Source organism: Heliomarina sp. (genome assembly GCF_052826185.1).
Window position 1 is genome coordinate 61,024 of sequence record NZ_JBRBUI010000008.1, and the last position, 17,608, is coordinate 78,631.

20 protein-coding genes are annotated in these 17,608 nt (G+C 60.2%); 9 read left to right on the forward strand and 11 right to left on the reverse strand.

Going from position 1 to position 17,608, the window contains the following annotated elements; genetic code table 11:
* Positions 1 to 21 precede the first annotated feature (21 nt).
* On the reverse strand, positions 22 to 1,188 hold the full coding sequence (locus ACU0FH_RS01020; protein WP_446192965.1) for a deoxyguanosinetriphosphate triphosphohydrolase: 1,167 nt from the start codon (positions 1,186 to 1,188) through the stop codon (positions 22 to 24).
* A gap of 81 nt (positions 1,189 to 1,269) precedes the next feature.
* Between ACU0FH_RS01020 and ACU0FH_RS01025 the strand changes: the two genes are divergently transcribed.
* On the forward strand, positions 1,270 to 1,593 hold the full coding sequence (locus ACU0FH_RS01025; RefSeq protein WP_088632529.1) for a HesB/IscA family protein: 324 nt from the start codon (positions 1,270 to 1,272) through the stop codon (positions 1,591 to 1,593).
* A gap of 9 nt (positions 1,594 to 1,602) precedes the next feature.
* Here ACU0FH_RS01025 and ACU0FH_RS01030 read toward each other — a convergent pair whose 3' ends face one another.
* From ACU0FH_RS01030 to ACU0FH_RS01040, 3 genes are all read right to left on the reverse strand, one after another.
* Complete coding sequence (locus tag ACU0FH_RS01030) at positions 1,603 to 2,514, reverse strand: DMT family transporter (RefSeq protein ID WP_446192966.1); 912 nt, start codon at positions 2,512 to 2,514, stop codon at positions 1,603 to 1,605.
* Positions 2,511 to 3,602, reverse strand: a complete 1,092-nt coding sequence (locus ACU0FH_RS01035; protein WP_446192967.1) for a DUF6902 family protein — start codon at positions 3,600 to 3,602, stop codon at positions 2,511 to 2,513. The genes ACU0FH_RS01030 and ACU0FH_RS01035 overlap by 4 nt, the downstream gene beginning before the upstream one ends.
* A 64-nt stretch (positions 3,603 to 3,666) precedes the next feature.
* Positions 3,667 to 3,897 (reverse strand): hypothetical protein, encoded by a 231-nt coding sequence (locus tag ACU0FH_RS01040; protein ID WP_446192968.1) that lies wholly within the window; start codon positions 3,895 to 3,897, stop codon positions 3,667 to 3,669.
* A gap of 407 nt (positions 3,898 to 4,304) precedes the next feature.
* Between ACU0FH_RS01040 and xth the strand changes: the two genes are divergently transcribed.
* From xth to ACU0FH_RS01060, 4 genes are all read left to right on the forward strand, one after another.
* Complete coding sequence (gene xth / locus ACU0FH_RS01045) at positions 4,305 to 5,084, forward strand: exodeoxyribonuclease III (RefSeq protein WP_446192969.1); 780 nt, start codon at positions 4,305 to 4,307, stop codon at positions 5,082 to 5,084.
* 126 nt (positions 5,085 to 5,210) lie between these two features.
* Positions 5,211 to 5,453, forward strand: a complete 243-nt coding sequence (locus tag ACU0FH_RS01050; RefSeq protein ID WP_088632534.1) for a BolA/IbaG family iron-sulfur metabolism protein — start codon at positions 5,211 to 5,213, stop codon at positions 5,451 to 5,453.
* Positions 5,454 to 5,565: 112 nt separating this feature from the next.
* Positions 5,566 to 5,937: a Grx4 family monothiol glutaredoxin gene (grxD, locus tag ACU0FH_RS01055; RefSeq protein ID WP_238370628.1), complete on the forward strand. Its 372-nt coding sequence runs from the start codon at positions 5,566 to 5,568 to the stop codon at positions 5,935 to 5,937.
* A gap of 293 nt (positions 5,938 to 6,230) precedes the next feature.
* Positions 6,231 to 7,427 (forward strand): mandelate racemase/muconate lactonizing enzyme family protein, encoded by a 1,197-nt coding sequence (locus tag ACU0FH_RS01060; RefSeq protein WP_446192970.1) that lies wholly within the window; start codon positions 6,231 to 6,233, stop codon positions 7,425 to 7,427.
* A gap of 24 nt (positions 7,428 to 7,451) precedes the next feature.
* On the opposite strand, the gene ACU0FH_RS01065 is transcribed toward ACU0FH_RS01060, so the two are convergent.
* Together ACU0FH_RS01065 and ACU0FH_RS01070 are read right to left on the reverse strand one after the other, a co-directional pair.
* Positions 7,452 to 7,847: a cell division protein ZapA gene (locus tag ACU0FH_RS01065; RefSeq protein WP_238370706.1), complete on the reverse strand. Its 396-nt coding sequence runs from the start codon at positions 7,845 to 7,847 to the stop codon at positions 7,452 to 7,454.
* A complete protein-coding gene (locus ACU0FH_RS01070; protein ID WP_238370626.1) occupies positions 7,847 to 8,410 on the reverse strand; it encodes a hypothetical protein in 564 nt (187 codons plus the stop codon). The genes ACU0FH_RS01065 and ACU0FH_RS01070 overlap by 1 nt, the downstream gene beginning before the upstream one ends.
* Before the next feature lie 260 nt (positions 8,411 to 8,670).
* On the opposite strand from ACU0FH_RS01070, the gene tkt reads away from it, so the two are divergent.
* Positions 8,671 to 10,689 carry a transketolase gene (tkt, locus tag ACU0FH_RS01075; protein ID WP_446192971.1) on the forward strand — a complete coding sequence of 673 codons (2,019 nt, stop codon included), beginning with the start codon at positions 8,671 to 8,673 and terminating at the stop codon, positions 10,687 to 10,689.
* 308 nt (positions 10,690 to 10,997) lie between these two features.
* Positions 10,998 to 12,404, forward strand: coding sequence for a VPLPA-CTERM sorting domain-containing protein (locus ACU0FH_RS01080; protein WP_446192972.1), 1,407 nt, complete (start codon positions 10,998 to 11,000; stop codon positions 12,402 to 12,404).
* Positions 12,405 to 12,502: 98 nt separating this feature from the next.
* Here ACU0FH_RS01080 and ACU0FH_RS01085 read toward each other — a convergent pair whose 3' ends face one another.
* Positions 12,503 to 12,970, reverse strand: coding sequence for a hypothetical protein (locus ACU0FH_RS01085; protein ID WP_446192973.1), 468 nt, complete (start codon positions 12,968 to 12,970; stop codon positions 12,503 to 12,505).
* 162 nt (positions 12,971 to 13,132) lie between these two features.
* Positions 13,133 to 14,110, reverse strand: a complete 978-nt coding sequence (locus ACU0FH_RS01090; protein WP_446192974.1) for a DUF808 domain-containing protein — start codon at positions 14,108 to 14,110, stop codon at positions 13,133 to 13,135.
* 181 nt (positions 14,111 to 14,291) lie between these two features.
* Here ACU0FH_RS01090 and gap point away from each other — a divergent pair, with 181 nt between their 5' ends.
* Both gap and ACU0FH_RS01100 read left to right on the forward strand, forming a co-directional pair.
* Positions 14,292 to 15,296: a type I glyceraldehyde-3-phosphate dehydrogenase gene (gap, locus tag ACU0FH_RS01095; RefSeq protein ID WP_446192975.1), complete on the forward strand. Its 1,005-nt coding sequence runs from the start codon at positions 14,292 to 14,294 to the stop codon at positions 15,294 to 15,296.
* A 78-nt stretch (positions 15,297 to 15,374) separates the two neighbouring features.
* A complete protein-coding gene (locus ACU0FH_RS01100) occupies positions 15,375 to 15,518 on the forward strand; it encodes a hypothetical protein (protein WP_446192976.1) in 144 nt (47 codons plus the stop codon).
* Between the two features lie 113 nt (positions 15,519 to 15,631).
* Here ACU0FH_RS01100 and coaD read toward each other — a convergent pair whose 3' ends face one another.
* The 3 genes from coaD to ACU0FH_RS01115 form a co-directional block, all read right to left on the reverse strand.
* A complete protein-coding gene (gene coaD / locus ACU0FH_RS01105) occupies positions 15,632 to 16,129 on the reverse strand; it encodes a pantetheine-phosphate adenylyltransferase (RefSeq protein ID WP_238370618.1) in 498 nt (165 codons plus the stop codon).
* 78 nt (positions 16,130 to 16,207) lie between these two features.
* Positions 16,208 to 16,645 (reverse strand): CBS domain-containing protein, encoded by a 438-nt coding sequence (locus ACU0FH_RS01110; RefSeq protein ID WP_446192977.1) that lies wholly within the window; start codon positions 16,643 to 16,645, stop codon positions 16,208 to 16,210.
* 60 nt (positions 16,646 to 16,705) lie between these two features.
* Complete coding sequence (locus tag ACU0FH_RS01115; RefSeq protein ID WP_446192978.1) at positions 16,706 to 17,608, reverse strand: LysR family transcriptional regulator; 903 nt, start codon at positions 17,606 to 17,608, stop codon at positions 16,706 to 16,708.

The following is a 17,608-nucleotide window of genomic DNA, read 5'->3' on the forward strand; positions in this document are numbered from 1 at the left end:
TCTGTCATCCTTTTCAAGCCCCTAGAGAGGGGAACGGTTTGGGTCCAATTCGGTTCCCAGCAAACGCGCATGTTCCTGCAATGCGAAACGGTCGGTCATGCCGGCCACATAGTCCATCACGATCCGGGCAAGTTCGGTTTCCCCCTGTGCTTCCTCGACATCCTTGCGCCACTGCTTGGGCAAAAGCTCGGGATGCGCCATGAAATGAGGAAACAAATCACGGACCACCTGCGTCACCTGCGCCCGAACTTCCACAACGCTTGGTGCACGATACATGCGCTGGAACAGAAAGTCGCGGATCTCTTTGAGATCGGTAAACACCTCGTCGGAAAAGCGGATGATCGTGCGTCCTGCCCCGCGCACATCCTCGACCGATTGCGGTTTGATCTCGTCCAGACGAATGCGCGCGAAATTGATCACGTCCTCGACCAGCACCCCGAAAAAGCGCCGCAGCGCCTCGTGCCTGCGCCGGTAATAGTTCAACCCCGGATAAAGCCGGTCCACCTCGGCAAAATTCCTGTCGAGGATCGGCAGCTCGGCAAGTTCGTCGGTCGAAAACAGCTCGGCCCGCAGCCCGTCATGCAGATCGTGGTGGTTATAGGCCACGTCATCGGCAATCGCCGCCACCTGCGCCTCGGCACTCGCATAGCTATCAAGTTCCAGGTCATGCTTTTCCGCATAGGCCGCCAGTGCCCAGGGCAGTTCTCCCGTCACCGGGCCGTTATGCTTGGCCAGCCCTTCCAGCGTTTCCCAGGACAGGTTCAAACCGTCGAAATCGGCGTAATGTCGTTCCAGATGGGTCACGATACGGATCGCCTGCGCGTTGTGGTCGAACCCGCCATAGGGGCGCATCAGCTCTTCCAGGGCATCTTCGCCCGTGTGCCCGAAAGGCGGGTGCCCCAGATCATGGGCCAGCGCGACCGCCTCGGTCAGCTCGGCATTCAGTCCCAGCGCTCCGGAAATCGTCCGCGCCACCTGAGCCACCTCGATGGAATGGGTCAGCCGCGTGCGAAAGTAATCGCCTTCATGTTCGATAAAGACCTGTGTCTTATGCTTCAGCCGCCGAAAGGCGCTGGCATGAATGATCCGGTCCCGGTCGCGCTGGAAACACGATCGGAAACTGCTTTCCTCTTCCGGTATCAACCGTCCCCTGGTTTTTGCCGGATCCGAGGCATAAGGCGCCCACATTGTTACTCATCCTTGTCGCCTGTCGTCTGAGTTTCTATATTGTAGACCAGAAGATAAGGAAACCGCTGCCGGAGCCCGGAAATGCAACTGCCCCCAAAAGTCACAGATCGCGCGTTCGAACGCCTCGCCGAAATCGGCGCAGCCACGCAAGGCAAGGCGCTGCGCGTTGCGGTAGAGGGTGGCGGATGTTCTGGATTCCAGTATGAAATCGCGCTGGACCAGCCGGCCGAGGATGATCTCGTTCTCGAAGGTCACGGTCAGAAAGTCGTGGTCGACAATATTTCCCTGCCCTTCCTGTCCAACGCAGTCATCGACTTTACCGAGGAGTTGATCGGCGCGCGTTTCGTGATCGACAATCCGAACGCAACCTCGTCCTGCGGCTGCGGCACGTCCTTTTCAATGTGATCTATCGGCTCAGCGGCGGGGCGACACCGCCGGCTGGGCTTTGATATCTACCGTCGCCGGAACGAACTGATCCCAGATCAGGAACAGACCCGACCCGATCACGATCGCGACCCCAAGATAGGTCTCGGCCCCCGGCACTTCGCCGAAAAAGACCGCGCCCAGCAGGACCATCCAGACAAACTGCAGGTTCATCATCGGCGTCACCGCATAGGCCGCAAGCAGGCGCAGCGCGACAACCAGCAGCCAGCGCGCGCCGAACAGGATCGCCGCATAGGCTGCAACCCACCCCAGATCGGCAATCGGCATCGGTTTCCAGACCAGAGGCAGCACCACGGCCATCGACACGAAGATCGCGAGGTTGGGATAGAACACCTGCGCCAGCGCATTGCTTTCCCAGCGCCCGATATAACGGGCCAGCACGATAGAGAATGTCCCGAAACAGGTCGCGGCAAAGGCAAAGGCATGCCCCCATTGCATCGCGCGGATCCCTTCCGGAAACAGGCAAAGTACGCCTGTGAAACAAGCCATCAGCGCAATCCATGCACCCGGACGTACCTTTTCGCCAAGGATCAGCCCTGACATCAGTCCCGCCATGACCGGCATGAGGCCAATGAAAATGAACACGTCGGCAAACGGCAGCAATTTGAAGGCGTAAAAGAACGACAGAGCGGCAAGCACGGTTGCAACCGAGCGCAGTGCCATCGCGCGCGGGCAAACCGTCAGCAACCCCCGGACCCTCGTGCCCGAGAAGCGGTTCGCGCCAAGGCACATCATCACGACGAGAAAGCCGGAAATCGCGTAAAGCTGCGGCGCCGCGTATCCCCCGGCAATCAACTTGGTGATCGCGTCGGCACAGGAAATCAGAACCGTGTAAAACGCCGCGAGCATCGCCCCCATCAGGGCTTTCTGCGCCCCGCTCACAGCGCGGTCTCCCGCGCGATGCCATCCTGTTGGCTGGCCCGGGCAAACTGCGCGAAAAAGGCCTCGAACCGGGGGGAACTCGATTGCGCCTCTTTAAGGATGGCATAGCCTTCTTCGGAAAGGCAGTTCTCGACCAGCGGGCGCATCAGGTACCAGTCATCGCTTCGGGACTCCCTCAGGTGGAAGAGATATTCCGAGATCTGGCGCAGTGGCGCTGCAGCCTGAGCGGGTCGATGAAAGGAAAGGCGCCCCGGCGCCACGTCCTGAGTGAAAATCTGGTCTCCGCACTGGCCCATCGCCCAATTGCCCACGAAATAGGTATGGTAATCGTCTGCCGCCCGCGCATTCTGACCTGTCTCGATTAAGAATTGGTGGGTATCGCGGGCAAGCCATCCCTCCCATATCGCCGACGGTTCCACGCCAGCATAGCGCAAGGCGATGCAGATTTCAGCCAGCAGATCGGCGTCCTGATCGAGAAAGGCCAGAAGTCCTGCGAATTCAAGACTTTCCTTCGACGCTTTAGTGATCTCGGGGTCACGGCGACCGTATTCGCTCAGGTAAAAGACGATATGGGTCAGCTCGTAACAGGCTTTCTTGTTGGGAATCGCAAAGGTGCGGGTGCGCTCCATGAACTCGTGCAGCCGGTTTACCAGCCCCGCATCGTCACGCGCGTCCCAAACACCGCGGCGTTGCAGCAACCGGCGCGCCTCGGCGCGTTGCAGATCCGACAGCTCGGCACCAACAAGTTCTTCGCGTGCCACCCAGGCGGCAAGCGCCTCGCCCTTGTCGCCCGGCATGCCCAGATCTTCGAGATCGAGGCAGATCGACAGAAGAAAGCGGTAATACTGTGGGAAAAAACTTACCCGGCGCTCGACTGAGGCATAGAACCCTTCATGCGGGGCCAGACTCTCGGCGCCGACATGGGTGCCCGTACATTCAAGGATGTTCAGCAGCTCGGCATTTTCCTTAAGCCAGAAAACATCGTCGGGAACGCGACGCTGGCTGGCAAAGTTCGAGATCAGCGCGCCAAGGCGCTGATCTCGTGTTTGGCGATGGGCGGCCAGGTTCAGGTGGATGACATTCGACATATTCTAGTACCTTTCAAATGGCGTCCACGAACGCCGTTCCCACGCTATCGACCCGAATGGCCCCTCAGCTCGCCGAGGAGAACATCCCCGTCAGCGCTCCGCCGGTGGCAGAAACGTCCCCGCAAGGCGTCGATGCCGAGGAGAAAAGCGCGGTCGCATCACCACGGATCGCGTCCACTGCCATGCTGGGCAAAGACGCCGAGGAATACATCTCTGTCGCGTCGCCACCGAACATGCTCGCAGTGGGTGCAAGAGAAAAATTGACGTTTTCGTAAGTTTTTTGAAGTGCAGTCATCTGGAAATCTCCTCGTTTCGAAGTTGGTGGATCACCTCCTCAGGTTTGCAGTTTGACGTCGAGTTACTAAGAGTTTTTTTCTGGCGCTCCCCCCAAAGGGACCCAGTTATCCACATCAAAATTGCAAAGCAAAACGATGACGTTAAAGCGTTCCGTCAAGAATCTGGTCAGCGTAAAAATTCTTATCCACAGTCCGCAACTGACTCCGGACGTGAAGCGCATCCGAGTCCGTCTGTTAATCTTCTAGTGCGGATGCGCGGCAGACCTGACGCGTGTCAGGGTCGAAATTGAGTTGCGAAAATGCAACATCAGTTTCTGACAGGCGAATCACCTGCTACGCCTTGTCCCGGGCCTCCGGCTGGGTCATAGATCGGGCATCGGAACCAGATCGGGACGGGGCAATCACCATGAAAGTGGCCACCTTCAACATCAACGGGATCAAGGCGCGTGCCGCCGCGCTTCCGGCATGGCTGGATGACGCCCAGCCCGACGTCGTCCTGCTGCAGGAAATCAAATCCGTCGACGAAGCCTTTCCGCGCGACCTCTTCGAAGACCGTGGCTACCAGGTCGAAACTCATGGCCAGAAATCGTTCAACGGTGTCGCCATCCTGTCAAAGTTCCCCCTCGAAGACGTGCGACGCGGGCTTCCCGGCGACGACGGTGACGATCAGGCGCGCTGGATCGAGGCAACCGTCGTGAACAAGGAAGCGCTGCGTATCTGTGGTCTCTACCTGCCCAATGGTAATCCGGCGCCGGGGCCAAAATATGACTACAAGCTCGCATGGATGGAACGTCTGCGCACCCGTGCGCAAGAATTGCTCGAGGGTGAGGAAGTTGCTCTCATGGCAGGCGATTACAACATCATTCCGCAGGCCGAGGATGCCAAACGCCCCGATGCATGGCGCGAGGACGCGCTTTTCCGGCCCGAAAGCCGCGCCGCTTTCCGTCGCATCCTGAATCTCGGCTTCACCGAAGCCTTCCGCGCGCGGGTGCAGGGGCCGGGTCACTATTCCTTCTGGGATTATCAGGCCGGCGCCTGGAACAAGAACGACGGCATCCGCATCGACCATTTCCTGCTGACCCCGCAATGTGCCGACCGGCTGACCGATACCGGCATCGATTCCGAAATCCGCGGTCACGAAAAACCGTCAGACCATGTCCCGGTCTGGGTCGACCTCGACGTCTGACGCAACAGAGGCGAGCAACCGGCTTGCAGATCCGGGCAATCCCGATCTAATAGCAACGCTCTGCCCTCGCCTTGTGTCCGCGCGTCAGGCATCCTACATCTGAGTTTCACAGAGGAGTCCGCCAGTATGGCAATGCAAGCCCATGACATCGAAGCCCTGATCCGAGAGAGCTTTCCCGATGCCAGCATCACCATCACCGATCTGGCCGGCGACGGTAATCACTACGCGGCCGAGGTGATCGACGAAAGCTTTCGCGGCAAGAACCGCGTACAGCAGCAGCGCGCCGTCTATGCCGCGCTGAAAGGCAAAATGGACGGTCCCGCCGGAGAGCTGCACGCGCTTGCCCTGACAACCAAGGCACCCGCCTGATCCACGCAAACCCGGCCCCCCGTAGACCATGGCCGCCGGAACACCTATATTGGCGTCAACGCCGCGGCCAAGCCGACCACGGCCGCGCCACGATGAGCAAAGGAACATGCAAATGACCGAAACCACGGACATCGCCAGCCAGATCCAGCAAACGATTACTGCCAATGACGTTGTGCTCTACATGAAGGGCACCAAGGAAATGCCGCAATGCGGGTTCTCCAGCCGTGTCGCAGGCGTGCTGAACTACATGGGCGTCAATTTCGCCGATGTGAACGTGCTGGCCGATGACTCGATCCGTCAGGGCATCAAAGATTTCTCCGACTGGCCGACCGTACCGCAGCTTTACGTCAAAGGCGAATTTGTCGGCGGTTGCGACATCATCACCGAGATGACCCTGTCCGGCGAACTCGATACCCTGTTTGACGAAAACGGCGTCGCCTATGACAAGGATGCCGCGAACAAGATCCGCGAAGCCAACGGCTGATCTCGCGAAAATTCGAGACTTATGGAAACCCGCCCTCACCGGCGGGTTTTTTGTTTCCTGTCAAAACCTTTGGTGCCCGCAGCCAATAGCGTTCCCGATCCGCACAGGCGTCAGCTTCCGACTAACTTTGAGCTCATCACCCCAATTCTCCAATTTGGGAATTGGTCCCTCAGTTTTGCTTAATTGGATATATCGACCAAACCATTCTCTTCATAGCGTTCCGCCAACGGCCTGACGCACCAGCAGGGTGCACAAGGACCACAAGCACGCAGAACCCTGTGAAAGGACCCGATATGCAAGTGCTCGACCGCGTCGAACTCTACCTCGTCAAGACGCCGCTGCCTGCCCCGCACGCCCCCTCCTGGATACCCGGCACGATCAGGACGCAGGTTTCCATGTGCATCGTCCGATTCATCACCGATGATGGCGTCGAAGGCTGGAGCGGCTTTCCGGCGGCAGGACGCGAGCGCGCCGGTCTCGGCGACCTACTGGCGAGCCTCTTCCTTGGTCAGGACGCAAGCGATATCGAAACCCTCTCCGAGCGCATCCAGATCATGGCCGCCGGTGGCAATTTCAATTGGTGGATTGAACCCGCGTTCTGGGACATCAAGGCAAAGACCGCCGGTTTGCCGCTTTACAAGTACCTCGGCGGCACCGACGACCGCCTCCCGCTCTATGCCTCTGCGGGCGAGTTGAAAGACCCGCAGGCGCGTCGCGACGAAGCCGAAGAGCGGCTCTCCGAAGGCTTCAAAACCATGAAGATCAGGGTTCATGATTTCGATGAAGCCGTTGACATCGAACATACTTCGGACATCGCGACCTATATGCAGGGACAAATGAAAATTTCGGTCGACTGCAATCAGGCTTTCCGGCTGACCCAGAACGGCGACGCGCCGCTCTGGTCACTCGACCGCGCTAAACGCTTCGTCGACGCCGCCGCCGATGTCGGGCTCGCATGGGTCGAGGAACCGCTCTTTGGCGAATGGCACGAAGAAATCGCCCGGCTCACCGCCCATTCCCGCGTTCCCGTTGCCGGGGGCGAACTTCACGTGATGGGATACCGGGAACTCGCACGGATGCTGAAGATGGGCTGCTACAACATCTATCAACCGGATGCGATGTGGGCCGGAGGCATCGCGCAAAGCCTGCAAATGGCGCGGCTATGCCGCGAACAGGGGCTGAAGTTCACCCCGCATTGCTGGTCGAACGGGTTCGGCTTCATCGCCAATGCCCATGTCTTTGCCGCAAGCGGCTTTGCGGGCGAGGCGCTGTTCGAATACCCGGTTGCACCCCCGGGCTGGACGCCGGAAGGACGCGATATGATCTTTACCCAGCCCTTCCTGCACGACAACGGCTGGTTCCACATGCCACAGACCCCCGGCCTCGGCTTTGAAATCGATCAGGCAAATCTGAAAAAATACGGGCGCTGTTTTTTCAAGGCGAGCCGCAAGGAAACCCACTGGATGCCTGAGGCACTGTCAGACTTCTGACACGCGTCCCGCAAAGGCGGCCGATTACTCGGCCGTCTGCTCCTCGACGCTGGTGGCAACCGCCTCGGCCTGCGCGGCGATTTCCGCCAGCGCGTCCAGCACTGTCGGCGGCACAATCGGCACTTCGATGCGTTCCGGCTCGGGCGCGGGCATCTCGCGCAACTGTTCAAGCTCGGCGTCCTTTTCCGCCAGCTTGGTTTCCATGTCGCGGATCTTGTCCTCGAACGACGCCGTCTTGTCCGCCAGCATCAGCCCCGCCATCAGCAGCATCCGCGCCTCGGGCATGCGCCCGATCTGGTCCGACAGGATCTGCGCCTCGTCGTCCAGCATCTTGGCGGCGGAATGCAGATAGCTTTCCTCGCCTTCCTGGCAGGAAACCTCAAAGGACCGGCCACCGATATTGATCGTAACCTCGGGCATCATGTGAGCTCCCCTTCCGATTGCGCGCTTGCCTTCAGCAGCGGCTCAAGCCGGGCAAGTACCGCGCCCGCCTCGGACATGTCCAGCGCGCGGGCGGCGCGCAGGCTTTCCAGTTCGGCAAGCATCGCCTTGTTGATCAAATCGGGTTCGCCCACCCCGGCCTCGTTCGCCTCGCGCAGCGCCGCGTTCGACTTGCGCAGCGCATCATTGGCATGGCGCACGCGCTGCATGTCGCCATCCAGCTTGGCCAGCGCCTCGGCCTGCGCCGTCATCTGGGCGCGCAGCTCTGCGATCAAATCCTGATCCGCCCCGGTCTCCGGAACCGCCGCACGCGCCTCGTTCAGCTGCGCCTTGAGAGACTCGGTCTCTTCGATATGTTTCAGGTTCAACTGCCGCAGCCGTTCCTTGATCTGGGCCACGGTCTGCTGTTCCTCGGCCAGCGCGCGGGCCAGATCCGGATCCGGCTCGGCGCTCGCGCTCCGTTGCGCCAGCGTTTCAACGCCCGAGCCGATACGGGCCAAGGCGACCGAAATCCGGCCCTGCAATTCTTCGATACTACTCATGCCCTCAACCCCGTTTCTTTTGCGGCGCTCTGCGTCTTCCGGTCGATCCCTGATGCCGACCCGGTCGGGACGAATCAATGAAAGCGCCCAATTATTGCCACTTTACCCAATGCGATTGCAAATTTCCTCCCTTTAGATTTCAGAGGCTTGCCCGCCTGTCCTTATGTGATGCTGAACCTTGCCGGGCGCTATACCTTGATCTTTGGCCCTCTCTTGATATTCAGCGGCAAAGCTTTCTCTTTTCTAAAGGACAACGCGCCGTGGATCTCAACGCATTACGCAGCAAAAACCCCGACCACTGGAGCAAGGCGGCGGCGATCCGCGCATTGACGCTCGATGCCGTTCACGCAGCCAGCTCCGGGCACTCCGGCATGCCGATGGGGATGGCCGACGTCGCCACGGTGCTGTTCGAAAAGCATCTCAAGTTCGATGCCGCCGCTCCGAACTGGCCCGACCGCGACCGTTTCATCCTGTCCGCCGGGCACGGCTCGATGCTGCTCTACTCGCTGCTCTATCTCACCGGTTACAGCGAAATCACCCTCGATGAGATCAAGAATTTCCGCCAGTGGGGCGCCAAGACCGCCGGTCACCCGGAAAATTTCCTCGCCGAAGCGATCGAAACGACGACCGGCCCGCTCGGTCAGGGCATCGCCAATTCGGTCGGTTTCGCCATCGCCGAGGAAGTCCAGCGCGCGCAGTATGGCCGCAAGGTTGTCGATCACCACACCTATGTCATCGCCGGCGATGGCTGCCTGATGGAAGGTGTCAGCCAAGAGGCGATTACCCTCGCCGGTCGTCTGGAACTCGGCAAGCTGATCGTGTTCTGGGATAACAACAACATCACCATCGACGGCACCGTGGATATCGCCGATGCCACCGACCAGCCCGCCCGTTTCAAGGCGTCCGGCTGGCAGGTCATCGAAATCGACGGCCACGACCCCGAGGCTATCGACGCCGCGATCACCAAGGCGAAATCCTCACGCAAGCCGAGCATGATCGCCTGCAAGACACATATCGCCCTCGGCCACGCCGCGCAGGACACCTCCAAGGGTCACGGCGCGCTGACCGACGCCGAACAGATGGCCGCCGCGAAATCCGCTTATGGCTGGACGACCGGGCCTTTTGAGGTCCCCGCGGAAACCAAATCCGCTTGGGAAGAGATCGGCAAGCGCGGCGCGTCGGCCCATGCCGAATGGAAAGAGCGTTTCTCCGCCCTCTCCGAGCGCAAGCAGAACGAATTCAACCGTGCCTATGCGGGCGAAGCGCCGAAAAAGCTCTCGGCGACGATCAAGGCGCTGAAAAAGCAGACTTCGGAAACCGCTCCCAAGGTCGCAACCCGCGCCAGCTCCGAACATGTGCTCGAGGTCGTGAACCCGATCATGTCCGAAACGCTGGGCGGCTCAGCCGACCTGACGGGTTCCAACAACACCAAGACCGGCGATCTGGGCGTCTTCCTGCCCGAGAACCGCAAGGGTCGCTACATCCACTACGGCATCCGCGAACACGGCATGGCCTCGGCGATGAACGGCATGGCACTGCATGGCGGCATCCGCCCCTATGGCGGCACCTTCATGTGCTTCACCGACTACGCCCGTCCCGCCATGCGCCTTGCCGCGCTGATGAAAGTACCGACTGTCTTCGTGATGACCCACGATTCCATCGGTCTTGGCGAAGACGGCCCGACGCACCAGCCGGTCGAGCATCTCGCGATTTCGCGTGCGACACCGAACACATGGGTCTTCCGCCCCGCCGACACGGTCGAAACCGCCGAAGCTTGGGAACTGGCGCTGACCTCGACCAAGACGCCGTCGGTTCTGTCGCTGACCCGTCAGGGCCTGCCGACCGTCCGGCTCGAGCACAAGCAAAAGAACCTCACCGCACAGGGCGCCTATGTGCTTGCCGAAGCCACCGGCAAGCGTCAGGTCATCCTTATCGCCACCGGCTCCGAGGTTTCCATCGCGCTCGAAGCCCGCAAGACGCTCGAAGAGCAAGGCATCGGCACCCGCGTCGTTTCCATGCCCTGCATGGAGCTTTTCGCCGCTCAGGATGAATCCTATCGCCGCAAAGTCCTGCCCGCCGGTCCGATCCGCATCGGTATCGAAGCCGCCGTGCGTCAGGGCTGGGATCGCTGGCTGCTGGGCGAACGCGGCCGCGAGCAAAAGGCCGGGTTCATCGGCATGGACAGCTTTGGCGCCTCCGCACCGGCAGATGTTCTGTTCGAAAAATTCGGCATCACCGCCGAGGCAACCGTGGCGAAAGCCAAGGAACTGCTCGGCTAAAAGCTACGCCGACAGGCTGAAAAGAACCGAAAACGCGTCGCCCAAGCGGCGCGTTTTTGCATTTCGAAACCGCCCATAGGCCCCCGCCTCCGGTAAGCTCACCCTCGGCGGGGCACCGTTTCGCAATCTCACGTTGCCGCGCCACTATCGCGCAGCCCGACAACCGGGCACACGGCGCCCCACTGGATAAATTTGCCCAGATTTCGCCACATTTTACGCGACCTGTAATACCAGCGTTACATCGCCAAACCACAGACAGCGGGACTGCGCCGAAAAAGGTGCAAGCACTTGTTACAGCGGAGTACCCAATGTCCCGAAATACCCTTCTGACCACGACCGCCCTGCTCGCCCTGTCGCTGCCGGGTCTTGCGCAGGCCGCCAGCTGCACGTCAGCGATCAGCGGTGGCAACCCCGTCCTGATCTGCGACACCCCCGCCTCGGACCCGGTCAGCGACGCCAGCGACAACCTGACCGTCTTCGTAACGGCAACCGGTTCGATCGAAAGCAGCGACCGTGACGAGACCCCGCTGGAACTCGACGGCACCAACGTCACGGTCGAGAACATGGGCACCATCAGCATCAGCGATGACCGCAAGAATGCCAACGCGATCACCAGCGTCGGCGAGAACCTGACCGTCAACAACACCGGCACCATCTCCAGCGGTGACCGCGCCATTCACGCGCTCGACGGTTTTGTCGGCGGTCTGACCGTGCACAACAGCGGTACCATCACCTCCCGCCGCCAGACCATCCGCACCGAAGAGGCCGCACCCGGCAGCTATATCGAAAACGACGGGCTGATCTCCTCGCTCGAAGGCCGCGCCATTCAGGTCCGTGGTCAGGGCTCAACCGTGATCAACCGGGGCACCATCGAAGGCGGCGAGGAAGTCATCGAGGCGCGCGACGATTTCACCCTCTACAACTACGGTTCGATCCGCCTGCGCGACGATATCGAAGACGAGGACGGCACCCAGCTCGCTTCCGGTCAGGTTTATAACTATGGCCTGATTCAGGGCAGCGACGATGGCGTCGACATCGACGAAGGCGAAATCTTCAACTACGCCACTGGCCGGATCATCTCGACCGGTTCCGAAGGCGCAGGGATCGACATCGACAGCGAATTCGACAACAGCCGCGACGCGCCCCGCCCGGCGAACCAGCTGCTCATCGAAAACGCGGGCTATATCGAAGGCCGCTATGCCATCGGCGCTGATGAGGCCGCGACGTCCGAAATCACCGTAATCAACTCTGGGACGCTCTATGGCCGCAGCGGTCGTGCCGTCGATTTCGCCCCCGGTCAGGGCAACAGCGCGATCAAGCTGACCGGAAACAGCGCGGTCATCGGCGATATCCTCTATGGCGCGGGCGATGACCTGCTGACCATCGACAGCCTCACCTCCGGCACCATCAGCACCGGCGTGATCGATGGCAGTGACGGGTTCGACACGGTCGATCTTGCCAGCTACCTGATGACCGATCTGCTCAGCTTTGAACTTGACGGCGATCTTGTCGACCTGACGCTTCAGACCAGCAATGGCGTCGTCGCGGGCCAGTTCCTGAACTTCGAATTCTGGTCGTTCGGCGATGGCAGCGAATACACCACCGCCGGTCTCGCAAGCCTCTATTCGGTGTCCCAAGTGCCGCTGCCCGCTGGCCTGCCTCTGCTTGTGACTGCCTTTGGCGGCCTGATCATCGCGCGCCGCCGCAAGGGCTAAACCGGACGCCAAGGCGTCCCACAGCAGGAAAGAACCCCTCGCCGGACCCGGCGGGGGGTTTTCGATTACTCCAAACATCAAGCGCCGCGCGTCTGTTTTCAGAAACGAAACCCAACCGCCACGCCCGCGACCACCGACGTTTCCCCGTCCACCCAGTCAAGATTGACTTCGGGTTTCAGCGCATAGCCGCCCTGCATCTCGAATTCATAGCCAAGCCCGGTGCGAAAGAGAAATTCCTGTTCGTCGCCAACCAGCTCGGCCCCCGGCATCAGCGTCACCTGCCACGGTGTCTCACCAAGATTGACCACGGCTGGAATCCCGACCACCCAGGCATCCAGCGAATTGGTGGCGTATTCGGCCAGCACACCGACTGACACACCCCGTTTGATCTCATAGCCATATTGCACGCCGACCGAAAAAGCGTGCTCACTCTCACCATGGTGATCCGCATAGGTCGTGCCCAGAAACACTTCGAGAACATGCGGTCCCTTGCTTTCCTGCGCCGCCAGACTCACCGGCATCGCTGCAGCAGCAGAAACAAGCAGATACTTGACCAAGCAACACATTGATTCGCCTCCCCAACGCGCAACAATTGCACCGGCGGATGGCACTGATCATGCATTACTTTAGAGAGTTTTGCATCAATATTTTCAACCTATGAGTGTATATACAGTAATTATTCAATTGCACCCCGGAAATTGATCACGACCACCTGAAAAAACCAGCTCTCAATGCCCCTCGGCAGGTGATTTACCGGTGACCTTCGTCCAGACCGGCACGATGACATTGGTGGCCAGCGGAATCAGCAGCATTCCCAGCGCAAGGCCAAACACCCCGTCCATCGCCGCCTTGGCTGTCCATTCCACCGCGCCCTCATAGGCGACAGGTACCTGATGCGCGAGGTAAGCCGCCGCGTCGTGAATATGGTGACCCAGCCAGCCAAAGCCCAGTTCTTCCATCCCGTGAATGACAATCGAACCGCCCACCCAAAGCATGGCCGCAGTCCCGACGATGGTCAGCAATTTCATCAGCCATGGCATCACCTTCACGATCCCGCGCCCCAGCGACCGGGTCAGACCAAGGTTGCCGTTCTCGGCCAGAAACAGGCCCACGTCATCCGCTTTGACGATCAGCGCAACGGCCCCATAGACGACCACGGTGATCATCACCCCTACCGTGGCCAGCGTCGCCGCCTCCATCCAGAAATTGCTCGGCGGAATCGCGGCCAGCGCGATGGTCATGATCTCGGCGGACAGGATGAAATCGGTCTTGATCGCGCCCTGGGCCTTTTCCTCTTCAAGATGCGCGGGATCGCCCGGCTTGTCCTCGGGGAAAACCTCGTGGTGCTTCGACGGGAACAGCCAGTGCCAAATCTTCTCGGCCCCTTCAAAACACAGATACGCGCCCCCCAGCATCAGCAGCGGCGAAATGAGCCATGGCGCAAAGGCACTCAGCAAAAGCCCCACGGGCAGCAGGTATAAAAGCTTGTTCTTGAGCGAACCCTTCGCGATCCGCCAGATGATGGGCAATTCCCGCGACGCTGCAAAACCGTGGACGTATTTCGGCGTGACGGCGGCATCGTCGATCAGCGCGCCCGCCGCCTTTGACCCGGCCTTGACCGCCTGACTCGCCACATCATCCACCGAGGCCGCCGCGATCTTGGCAATTCCTGCAACGTCGTCCAACAATGCCAAAAGGCCGCTCATGCCCAGCTCCTGCTTCAATTTGTTTCGCCCAGAGCCTAGCGCAAAAGCACCACAGGGCAAGCGTGAGCGCAAACATCCAAAGTTTGCGCTAACACAATGAAAAACTTCTATTTTTTCTCTTTAGCCTTTAGCAAGCCCTGTCTATATCCACGTTAACGGAATCTTTTCGGCGGAGCTTTTCATGACGATTAATGTTGGTATCAACGGATTTGGGCGGATTGGCCGCTGCACCCTGTCCCATATCGCGTCCAGCGGGCGCAACGACATCCGCGTGGTAAAGGCCAATGCCACCGGCCCGCTCGACACCGCCGCGCACCTTCTGCGCTACGATAGCATCCATGGCCGCTTCGGTCACGATATCCGCGTCGGCGACCGCACCCTCGATCTGGGCCGGGGCGAGATCGAGATGTTCTCGACCTACGACCCGAAAGAGCTCGACTGGTCCGGTTGCGATGTCGTCCTCGAATGTACCGGCAATTTCAACGACGGCGAAAAGGCCGGTGTCCACCTCGATCAGGGCGCGAAATCGGTGCTGATCTCCGCTCCCGCCAAGAACGTTCAGAAAACCGTCGTCTTTGGCGTGAACGACAACACCCTGACCGGCGATGACCGCATGGTCTCCAACGGCTCCTGCACCACCAACTGTCTCGCCCCGCTTGCCAAGGTTCTGGATGAGGCATTCGGCATCGAACACGGTCTGATGACCACGATCCACTCCTATACCGGCGACCAGCCGACGCTCGATCGCCGTCACAGCGATCTCTACCGCGCCCGCGCCGCCGCGATGGCGATGATCCCGACCTCGACCGGTGCCGCCAAGGCGCTTGGCGAAGTGCTGCCCAGCATGAAGGGCCGTCTCGACGGCTCCGCCATCCGCGTCCCCACCCCCAACGTAAGCGCTGTGGACCTGACCTTCCGCGCCGGTCGCGACGTGACCGCAGACGAGGTGAACGAAGCCGTGGCTGCCGCCGCCAAGGGCGCGATGGGCAAGGTCATGGCCTATGACCCGGAACCCAAGGTCTCCATCGACTTCAACCATACCGAGGAAAGCTCGATCTTCGCCCCCGACCAGACCCGCGTCATCGGCGATCGCATGGTGCGCGTGCTGGCCTGGTACGACAACGAATGGGGCTTCTCGGTCCGCATGGCCGACGTCGCCGTGGTTATGGGCCGCCTGCACAGCTAAGCCATTCCCACAGCTTGAGCTTTCGGGTCCCGTCAGGCATATCTGGCGGGACTTTTGCTTTTGGGCCCGTGGAACCGTATGACCAATCAGATCGCGCTTGTGCTGGCCATCCTCATCCTTGCGGCGGTCGGCATCGATATGCTGATCTTCGGGACCGAACACATGGTCTATCTGGGAAAGAAGGTCTTTGCCCTGCTCGACTGGATTGCCTTCTGGCGCTAACTCCCGCCCGCAGGAAGGCGCAGTTAACCGGGTCGACCCGACACAGCCCGCCAAAACTAAATCAATAATGGAATGCGTGCGCAGCACGCGCCGCCAGGTCGCCGTGCCTTGGATTACTTCTTTTTCATCCGCTCGATCAGGGCGTCATTGACCATCGGCGTCACGAACTTCGAAACGTCTCCGTCCAGACGCGCGATCTCTTTCACAAGCTTCGAGGCAATCGCCTGGCGCTTGGCATCGGCCATCAGGAACACTGTCTCGATTTCCTTGTTCAGCGCCCGGTTCATGCCAACCATCTGGAATTCGTACTCGAAATCCGCCACGGCGCGCAGCCCGCGCACGATGATCCCCGCACCCACGTCCTCGGCGCATTTGATCAGCAGGTTTTCAAAAGGATGGGCAACGATCTCGACCCCCGTCTCATGCGAGAGGGTCACGCATTCCGCCTCGATCATCGCAACACGCTCTTCAAGAGAGAACAGCGGTCCCTTGTCGCGATTGATCGCGACACCAATGACCAGCTTGTCTACAAGAGCGGAGGCCCGGCGAATAATGTCGATATGACCCAATGTGATCGGATCAAACGTTCCCGGATACAATCCAATACGCATGGCATCTCCCCCCTGCCCTGGTCGTCATGCCGCACCTGCAAATACCATTGCAGGCCAAGATGCAAGGGGAAGTCGCTGTCAATGACCCATGATCATGCCTTCAAGGGCCTGTTTTTCCATCGCAAGTTCAGAAAGCTGCGCCTTGACCACGTCACCGATCGTCACCAGCCCGATCAACTTGCCATCCTCCACGACAGGCATGTGACGGAAACGGCCTTCGGTCATCTGGCTCAGCAACTCCTGCGCCGAGGTCTGGCTCGTGCAGGTGACGACCTTGGTCGTCATGTACTTCTTGGTGGGCGCATCAAGGCAGTCCTTGCCATGTGCCGCCAGTTCGCGAACGATATCGCGCTCCGACAGGATTCCAGCCGCTGTCTTGCCCCCGTCCGCCGACACGACCACCGACCCGATGCGATTATCCGCAAGGACTTTCGCCGCCTCGGAAACCTTCGCATCCGGGCTCACGGTCAACACGCCGGTCGTGGCCTTTGAATTGAGTATCTGCTGGACAAGCATCGATGGGCACCTCCTCATTGCCGGTTCTACAACTCAAGCTTGCGCCCAGATGACTTCAAGTCAAGTAAGGCTTTCGAGTCGGGTAACTTCGCTGCGCATCCCGTCCAGCAGCAACGCTGAGAACCGGTTAAGCCGGTCACTCTTCTGATCGCCCTGATGACGGACAAGGTAAAAGCTGCGCGTCATGCTGATTTCATCTTCCAGCACCTTCCGCAGACCCTTGTGAAACGGCAGGGCAAAATCATGCGCAACGCAAAGCCCCGACCCTTCGGCCACGAGGTTCAACTGCACCGGCACCGAATTCGACGCCAGCGGCACCCGCGCCACGTTCAGCTCGGCCAGGTAGTCCAGCTCGGAATCGAAAATCATATCAGGGATATAGCCGATCACCGGATGCCCTTTGAGGTCGGCAACCGTAGCAAACGGCGCCTGCTCGCGCAGGTAGGAGCGCGCCGCCACCAGATGCAGGTGATAATCCGTGATCTTCTGCACCAGAAGCTGCCCCGCCGTGGGGGCACTGACGGTAATCGCCATATCCGCCTCGCGCCGCGACAGGTTGATGACGCGTGGCAGCGCAACGATATGGATGTCGAGATCAGGGTGTTCGCGGGCAATCCCCGCGCAGATTCTCGGCAGCAGGTAATTGGCGCACCCATCCGGCGCGCCCAGCCGGATCTGGCCGGTCAGCCGCCCGCTGCTTGTCCCGGTCAGCGATTCCACGCCCATGCGCAGCGCCCGTTCGGCGGATTCCCCGTGCCGCATCAGCTGCTCTCCGGCGGCGCTCAGCCGGTAGCCCTGCGGCGATTTCACAAAAAGCGGCATCTCGACCGCCGCTTCGAGCCGGGCGATCCGACGCCCTATGGTGGCCGGATCAAGCCGTAAAATGCGCCCCGCGCCAGAGAGGCTTTCTTCACGCGCAACGGCGAGAAATATCCTGAGATCATCCCATTGCGGGTCGGCCAT